The 5,645-nt window shown below is 73.7% G+C and carries 2 protein-coding genes and 1 pseudogene; 1 reads left to right on the forward strand and 2 read right to left on the reverse strand.

All coding sequences use genetic code 11. The features are described from left to right. Both VIU94_RS43535 and VIU94_RS43540 read right to left on the reverse strand, forming a co-directional pair. Positions 1-526, reverse strand: a pseudogene (locus VIU94_RS43535) (protein phosphatase 2C domain-containing protein); the annotation flags it as partial. 108 nt (positions 527-634) lie between these two features. Then, positions 635-4,405, reverse strand: coding sequence for a S8 family peptidase (locus VIU94_RS43540; RefSeq protein WP_331921074.1), 3,771 nt, complete (start codon positions 4,403-4,405; stop codon positions 635-637). Between the two features lie 191 nt (positions 4,406-4,596). Between VIU94_RS43540 and VIU94_RS43545 the strand changes: the two genes are divergently transcribed. After that, positions 4,597-5,580 carry a helix-turn-helix domain-containing protein gene (locus tag VIU94_RS43545; RefSeq protein WP_331921076.1) on the forward strand — a complete coding sequence of 328 codons (984 nt, stop codon included), beginning with the start codon at positions 4,597-4,599 and terminating at the stop codon, positions 5,578-5,580. The last annotated feature ends 65 nt before the right edge of the window (positions 5,581-5,645 follow it).

Consider the following 5,645-nt stretch of genomic DNA (forward strand, 5'->3'; position numbering starts at 1 on the left):
CCGGGCCTGCGGCCGCGGCGGTCGGCGGTGCGTCGGGGAGGGGCGGTACGGGGGGCTCCGCGGGCGGCTCCGGCGGCCGCGACGGGAACGTGCGCGGGGCGGCCGAGCCTTGGACCGGGGCCTCCCACGGCGCACGCCCGACGGGCGGAGGCGAGGACGGAGGCGACGGCGAGGACGGAGGCGGCAGGGGCGGCGGCGGGGGCGCCATGGGCTCGGGCGGAGCCGGCGGGGCCGGGGCCGCCTCCGGCACGCGGGGGATCCGCAGTGCGCGCGTCTCCGGGGACGTCTCCTGCGAGGGCGGGGGCGCCTCCGGCACACGGGGCATCCTCAGTGCACGCGTCTCCGGGGACGTCTCCGGCGAGGCCGGAGGCCCCTGCGGAGGCGGAGGCGCCTCGGGCGCCTCACCCGTCGCCCGGGACGCCGAGTCGAAGCGGTCGTCGAGGGTGTCACCCGACGTCGTCGGGGCCGTGTCCGGCGCCGTGTCGTCGTACAGCTTGTCCCACCAGTTGTCCCCCTGCTGAGTCATGCCCTTATTGTCCACCGCGAAGGGCGTGCGAAAACGGGACATCCGGAAAAAGTGGTCCGCCGGGCGACCCCACCCCCCACGGGAAGGACGCCCGGCGGACCGGCGTGATCAGCGCACGTCGTAAGCGCGGACCACGGTCTGGGTGACGGAGTTGCCGTGGGCGTCCGTCAGTTCGGTCTTCAGGGTGACCTGCTTGCCGGCCGCGCCCGCGTGGTTCACGGTCGCGCTCCAGGCGCCGCCCTGCTGGGCGACCTGCGCCGCCGTCCAGCTGACGCCCCCGTCATAGGAGTACGAGAGCTTCGCGGAGGTGAGCGCCGCGGGCGTGTAGCCCGCGTGACCCGTCGCGGTGAGGCCGATCCGTTGGTTGTCGGCCGCGGCGAGGGTTTTGAGTCCGTCCTCCGGAAGGTCGTACCGGGGGAAGAGAATCGGGATGCCCTGAGAGTAGACGCTCTCGTCGAGCTTCGAGGTGAATTTCCAGAGGGAGTTGACGGAAGTCGAGCGGTTCCAGACCCTGCTGCCTATCTTCATGACGTTCTGTTCGAGCGTGTACGTCCCGTTCTCGGACGGGACGTCGAAGACCCCGAACGGCCATGCGCTCTCGCCGATCGGCTCGCCGTCCTTGCTGAGCCGGAGGTTGCCGATGTCGCCGAAGGAGCCGGGCTCGCCGTGGTGCGTGGTGTCGCCCCACATGGCGTCGGCGAAGCCGATCAGGTTGCCCTGCCGCTCGGAGACGAGGACCGGCTTTCCGGACGAGTCGCGCGGGGCGGTGGGGGCGACGACGCCGTCGTACCAGCGCTCGGTGCGCTTCTCGCCGGCCCGGTACGCGTGCGGCCGGCCGATCATGAACTCGCCGAACGGGAAGCTGGAGCAGAGCATCGTGCTCCAGGCTGTGTCGCCGGCGGTGCGGTACTCGGTGCGGGAGCCCGGCGCGGGGACCGTCTCCAGGCCGCCGAAGCCGATCGCCATGCCGTTCGGGCGGTGCGCCGCGCCGAAGTCGAGGAAGTCGTTGGCGATGCCCATCGCGGTGTACGTGGACTCGGTGCGGCCCAGTTCGGTGTCACGGACGCGGTACGACGTGTCCTCGCGGATCGCGCCGGACTCCGGGAACGCCAGGTTGTACAGGTAGGGGCTCTTCGCGGTGGCCTTCCAGGAGAGGATGACCTCGCCGGCGGCGAGCTTCTGCAGCAGCGTCGCGCCCTCGGCGGACTGTACGGCGAGGACCGGGAATCCCGCGCCGGTGAAGCCGGCGGTCGGGTACCAGCGGCCGGGGGCGGTGCGGTGGCCGAGGACGGCGATCGCGCCGGCGGCCTTGGCGTCGCGGGCGACCGTTGCCGCGCCGGTGGAGTCGTCGGGGAAGCGGACCAGTGCGATCCGGCCCTTCACCTGAGCAGCCGTCAGTTCGGCCGGGGTGCCCGCGCCCGCGTCGACGAGACGCGCGGAGCCGGCGCCGTCGAGGTTGTCGGAGCCGCTGGAGGCGGTGACCGGGTGCAGGGCCAGGCCGGCCACGCCGTCATGGGCCGTCAGCTCGGAGATCAGCGGGGCGGCGGTGCGCCAGTAGCTGCCGAACTCGAAGTCGCCGTCGTCGGCACCGCCTTCGACGGAGGCGTAGTAGCCGCGGACGGTGCGCGAGCCGGCGATCGTGCCGCCGTGCATCCAGGTGTCGTCCCAGGAGCGGGCGAACGCCAGCGTGGCGCCGCGCAGTTCACCGGGCTTGTCGGTGCGCACCGAGAGCCGGTGGGCCTTGCGGGCGTCGAGGACGACGACGGTGTCCTTCTTCAGCTCCACCTGAGGGCGGCCCAGGTAGCTGAGCGAGTCGTCGAGCGAGGCGTTCTCGCCCGCGTCGGGGGTGGTGACGAAGGAGGACAGGAAGTAGCTGCCGGGGCGCAGCCGGTACACCTGGTCGGCGGAGCCCGAGTTGAAGCGGCGCTCGCCGGAGGCGGTGTCGGTGCCGATGACGTCGAGGGACGACGCCCCGTCCGCGGGCTTGCCCTGACGGTCGATCAGCTTGACGCGCAGGGTGACCGTCTCGGGCTCGACGTACAGCGAGAACGGGGTGGAGACGTGGACGCCGCCGGGGGCGGTGGCGACCACGCGGCCGGTGACGTCGCCGTACTGGGCGCGCTCCAGGTCGGCGGCCGGGTCGAGCTTCAGCGGGACCTCGGCGGTGCCGCCGGCCGGAACGGTGACGGTGCGCTGTCCGAGGCGGGCGACGGCGGAGCTGATGCGGGAGCCGTTGTTGCCGGTGACCTTCTCGACGGCGAGCGTCAGGGTGACGGGCTTGTCTGAGGTGTTGGTGTACGGCACCGCGACCGTGGTCCGGTCGGTGCTGTTCTGCGGCCAGTTGAAGGTGCCGCCCTGGACGGCCGGGGCGCCGAGGACGGTCTGGTCGATCGCCGCCTTGACGTCGAGCCGGCCGCCGCCGACCTCGCGGACGTCGCCGGGGACGCCGTTCTCGGCGGAGGAGACGAGCGCGGCCTTGATCTGCTGGGCGGTCCAGTCGGGGTGGCGCTGCTTGACGATGGCGGCGGCGCCCGCGACGTGCGGGGTGGCCATCGACGTACCGGACATGCTCTGGTACGCATACACGCCCCGGCCGCCTGCCGCGGCGGCGGAGATGCCGACGCCGGGGGCGGCGATCTCCGGCTTGAGGGTGTGGCTCAGGGTCGTCGGGCCGCGGCTGGAGAAGTACGCGGTGGAGTCGTCGCGGTCGGTCGCGCCGACGGTCAGGACGCTGGGCGCGCAGCCGGGCGAGGAAACCGTGTTGAGCGAGGGGCCGGAGTTGCCGGCGGCGATGACGAACAACGTGCCCTTGGTCTGGGCGAGTTGCTCGGCGGCGGCGCTCATCGGGTCGGTGCAGTCGGTCTCGGAGGGGTTGCCGAGGCTCATCGAGACGACGTCGGCGCCCTGGGCGACGGCCCACTCCATGCCCGCGATGATCCAGGACGTGGCGCCGGAGCCGTAGTCGTTGAGGACCTTGCCGTTGAGGAGCTCGGCGCCGGGCGCGACGCCCTTCTTCTTCCCGCCGCTCGCGGCGCCGGAGCCGCCGACGGTGGAGATGGTGTGGGTGCCGTGGCCCTGGAAGTCGGCGGCGCTGTCGGAGTCGGTGAAGTTCTCCGCGGCGACGATGCGGCCCTTGAGGTCGGGGTGCTCGGCGTCGGCGCCGGTGTCGAGGACGGCGACCTTGGTGCCCTTGCCGTCATAGCCGGCGGCCCAGGCCTCGGGGGCGTGCACCTGCTGCGTGGAGCGCTCCAGGGTGGCCTCGACCTTGCGGTCGAGCCAGACCTTCTTCAGGCCGCTGGCGGAGCGGCTCCGGGAGTCCTCGACGTCCTTCCAGAACGCGCCCGCCTGCTTCTTGTCGGCGGCGAGGGCGACGCCGTCGACGGTCTTGAGGACCTTGCCGCGCTTGGCGCCGCGCGGGGCGGCGGGCACGGAGCGGGCGACGTCGGAGCCGTACACGGCGATCAGCGGCACGGTGGCGGTGGTGGCGTCGTCGTAGCCCTGCCGGATCAGGCCGGTGACGTTGAAGAGCTCCCGGTCGACGCGGCCCGCGGCGAGGGCGGCGGTGGCGCCCTCCGGGTACACGTACAGGTCCTTGCCGGAGCGGCGGGTCTGCACGAGCGGCACGGTGCCGTCCTCGCGGGGCAGCGCCGCGGCGGCGGGGTTGCCGGCGGCGTCGCGGGTGACGAGGATCCGGTCCCCTGTGACGAGGGTGACGGTCGCGGGCCTCTCCCCCGTCCGGGCGGCGGCCTCGCTGCCGACCAGCGGTCGCTTTCCGGCCGTGTCGTCCTGCGGCGTTGCCGCCGTGGACGGCGCGACCGCGGTGACGGCCAGGACGGCGGCGGTCGCCGCTCCCAGTGCCGTACGCGATATCGGACGCATCGCTCTCCCCAGGTGAATCCGGGCATGGGCTGCCGAAGAGCCCTGTCCCGGAGGCTGTTGGTGCTGCGGTGGCGCCACATTGGCAGAGGAGCGGGTGGTGCAGGGATGATGTGCGCGGCGGGAATGCGCCGTGGCCGATTCCCGCCAGAGGCGTGTTGGAACCTGAGGGTCCGGTAAGGGGTGGGGCAGGGGTGCTGGGAGCGATAGGTCTCGACGAACGCCAGGAGTCCGCGTACCGCGCGCTGATCGCGCTGGGGGCGGCGGAGGTCACGGATCTGGCCCACCATCTGGCGATGCCGGAGCCGGACACCGAGCGGGCGCTGCGCCGCCTGGAGGCCCAGGGTCTCGCGGCGCAGTCCACGGCTCGGACCGGCCGCTGGGTGGCCGCGCCGCCCGGGGTGGCGCTGGGCGCGCTGCTGACGCAGCAGCGGCACGAGCTGGAGCAGGCGGAGATGGCGGCGCAGCTGCTCGCGGAGGAGTACCGGGCGGAGGCCGCCGAGCCGGCGGTGCACGACCTGGTGGAGGTGGTGACCGGGCGCAGCGCGGTGGCGCACCGCTTCCTCCAGCTCCAGCTGGGGGCGACGGAGGAGGTCTGCGCGCTGGTGACGGGCAAGCCGATCGCGGTGACCGCCATGGAGAACGACGCGGAGGAGCGGGCTGCCAGCCGGGGCGTGGCCTACCGGGTGGTCCTGGAGCGGGAGGTCCTGACGCTGCCGTCGGGTCTCGGCGAGCTGACGGCGGCGCTCGGGCGCGACGAGCGGATCCGGGTGGTGGACCGGGTGCCGACCAAGCTGGTGGTGGCGGACCGCACGCTCGCGATGGTCCCGCTGACCGGCCGCGGCGTGGAACCCGCCGCCCTGGTGGTGCACGCCAGCGGGCTGCTGGAGTCCCTGATGGGCCTGTTCGAGTCGGTCTGGCGCGAGGCGCTCCCGCTGCGCCTGGGCGCGGGCGCCCAGGTCACCGAGGACGAGACCCCCGGCCCGGACGCGACGGACCTGGAGGTCCTGTCCCTGCTCCTCGCCGGCATGACGGACGCCAGCGTGGCCAAGCAGCTGGACCTGGGGCTGCGCACGGTCCAGCGCCGGGTCAAGGGCCTGATGGAACTGACGGGCGTCACGACCCGCCTCCAGCTGGGCTGGCACGCGTACGAGAAGGGGTGGGTCGCCCGGCATTGAGGGGCGGGCGCGTGGCCGCGGCGCGGGCGGGCGGGCGCGGCCGGGTCCTGGCGGGATCGCGGGCA

The sequence above is a fragment of the Streptomyces sp. genome, assembly GCF_036566765.1.
Classification (GTDB): Bacteria; Actinomycetota; Actinomycetes; order Streptomycetales; family Streptomycetaceae; genus Streptomyces.

Excerpts from the sequence above, each read along its gene's own strand:
- VIU94_RS43540 (WP_331921074.1), bottom strand. The coding sequence starts at position 4,405 with ATGCGTCCGATATCGCGTACGGCACTGGGAGCGGCGACCGCCGCCGTC.